Origin of the sequence: Streptomyces sp. KLMMK (assembly GCF_036961605.1) — a bacterium.
GTDB lineage: Bacteria > Actinomycetota > Actinomycetes > Streptomycetales > Streptomycetaceae > Streptomyces > Streptomyces telluris.
The window spans coordinates 1-2409 of the sequence record NZ_JBAMDC010000626.1 but is presented as its reverse complement, the minus strand read 5'-3'; the positions used below and the strand labels follow the sequence as shown (position 1 = coordinate 2409).

The following is a 2409-nucleotide window of genomic DNA, read 5'->3' as shown; positions in this document are numbered from 1 at the left end:
CCGGGAGCTCGACCTCCTCCACGGTCCGGCGCGGCTCGGCGCTGGGGGTCTCGGCCTCCTCGCCGACGTGGGGCTCGGCGGGCGGCGCGGTGACGGACGGGCTGCTCGGCGGGGCCGGGGGCAGCTGCTTCTTCTTACGGCTGCTGACCACGAGCCCGCTGATCGCGCCGAGCGCGACCACAGCGATGACTACAGCAAGGATGACGATTTCCATAACGCCCCCAGTATCGGACACCGCGGCGCCGAGAGGCGGCCTCGCCGGCGACGTCGCCGGTGACGTGCGCCTTTGGAGGTTACGACAAGGACCAATGGCACTAAAAGCCTAAACTTGGAGCAAAGTACGATGGCGTGGGGCTGTGCGACGCGCGTAGAGTCCCCAAAGACCTTTTCTGCCCGGCTTCCCGCCCCGCTTCACCCGCACGGAGCCCCCCACATGGACAACGCGTCCAACCTGTCCACCGCCGAATCCGGCGGCGCGATAGAAACCCGCGGCATCGAGCCCGTTCCGGATCACGAGCGACACGGCCGGGTCCGTGAGCTCGTCCCGACCTGGGTCGCCGCCAACATCAGCGTGCTGCTGCTCACCATGGGCGCGGCCCTGGTGGTCTTCAACGAACTGAACTTCTGGCAGGTCCTGATCGTCGCCGCCTGCGCCGCGCTCGCGTCGTTCGGCATGGTCGGCGTCCTGTCGGTCTCCGGTAAGTGGGGCGGCGCGCCCGGCGCGATGCTCTCCCGCGCGACGTTCGGCGTCCGCGGCAACCTCTTCCCCGGCGCGATCCTGTGGGTCGCCCGCTTCGGGTGGGAGACGATCAACGCGGTCACCGGCGCCTACGCGGTGCTGACCGTTCTCGACCTGCTCCTCGGCGTCAAGAGCAACACCCCGCTGATCGTCATCACGCTCACCGCCTTCGTCGCCTGCACGTTCCTCGTGAGCGGCATGGGGCGCAAGGCGCTGAACGTGTGCAACAAGTGGTCGACGTACCTCTTCGGCGTCTTCAGCGTCCTGGTGCTGGCCTACCTGATCGCCAACATCAAGTGGGACGAGGTCTTCTCGAAGCCGGCCGGCACCACCGCGATGATGATCGCCGGCATCGGCACCATCGCCGCCGGCGGTATCAGCTGGGTCCCCACCGGCCCCGACTTCGCGCGCTACCTGCCGCACGCCGCGTCCGGCAAGAAGATCGTCACCGCCACGGTCTCCGGTGCGGGCGTCGTGATGGTCCCCATGGTCCTGATGGGCGCCGTCATGGCCGTCGCCACCCCGGGCCTGGCCGACGCGCCGGACCCGGTCTCCTTCCTCGGTGACATCCTGCCGACCTGGCTGGCCGTGCCGTACCTGATCACCGCCATCGTCGGCATGCTGCTGATCAACAGCCTCTCGATGTACTCGGCCGGCTTCACCGCCCAGACCATGGGCGTGAAGCTGCCCCGCGCCATGGCCGTCAGCATCAACGCCATCATCTCGCTGGTCGGCGGCCTGCTGCTGATGCTGGTCGCGAAGAGCTTCCTCAGCTCCTTCATCACCTTCCTGATCCTGCTCGCGGTCTCCTTCTCCGCCTGGATCGGCGTCTACACGGTCGACATGGCGCGCCGCAAGGCCCGCGCCGTGCGCTACGACGCAGAGGCTCTGATGGACACCGGCCGCACCAGCCGCTACTGGTACGTGGGCGGCTTCTGCTGGCAGGCGATGACGGCCTGGACCGTCGCGCTGGCCGCGGGCATCTGCTTCACCAAGTGCGACTGGTTCACCGGTCCGCTGGCCTCGACGTTCGTCGGCAAGTACGGGCTGGGCTGGGCTGCCACGATCGCCATCTCGGCGCTGATCATGGCCGTGCTGCCGGTGCCGCGCGAGGTTGCCGCGGCGGACGCCGCGGGTGCCGCCGCCGGCGACGAGGAGCGCGTGAAGGTCGGCGCCTGACGCGCCGCCGCCGTTTGCTGAACGCGGGTGCCCCCACCGTCCTGCACGGTGGGGGCACCCGCGTTTTCGCCTCGCGGCGAGCGGTGCGCCGGGCTCCGCGCCTGGCCCGTAGCGGCGCGGCATGGGGCGCGGCATGGGGCATGGCACGGGGCATGGCATGGGGCGCGGCCCGCTGCTACGGACCTGCTGCGGGCCCACTGCCGGGCGGTACGGCGCCCCGGTCCTCGGTGCTGTGGCTGAGCGCCACGGCGGGCGGAAGCCAGCGGTGCATGAGGCGCCGACCAGCAGCCGGCGGGAGCACGTGGCAGCAGGCCGGTACGGCACCGGCGGACCTCCACGTCGGGGCTGAGCGCCACGGCGACGGGAAGGGCCGAGCGGCCCGCCCGGAATCGACGGGACGCCGCGCGCAATGGCTCGGCTTGGGTACGAGCCTGCTGGAGGTCGGCCCCGCGGCGCCGGGCAGGTGCGCTGCGGCTGAGCGCCGCGGCGGC

The 2409-nt window shown here is 70.9% G+C and carries 1 protein-coding gene and 1 pseudogene; one reads left to right on the top strand and one right to left on the bottom strand.

Annotation, left to right across the window (positions count from 1 at the left end):
- Window positions 1-214, bottom strand: a pseudogene (locus V7793_RS36450) (signal recognition particle-docking protein FtsY); the annotation flags it as partial.
- 219 nt (window positions 215-433) lie between these two features.
- On the opposite strand from V7793_RS36450, the gene V7793_RS36445 reads away from it, so the two are divergent.
- A complete protein-coding gene (locus V7793_RS36445) occupies window positions 434-1918 on the top strand; it encodes a purine-cytosine permease family protein (protein ID WP_336013963.1) in 1485 nt (494 codons plus the stop codon).
- Window positions 1919-2409 lie beyond the last annotated feature (491 nt).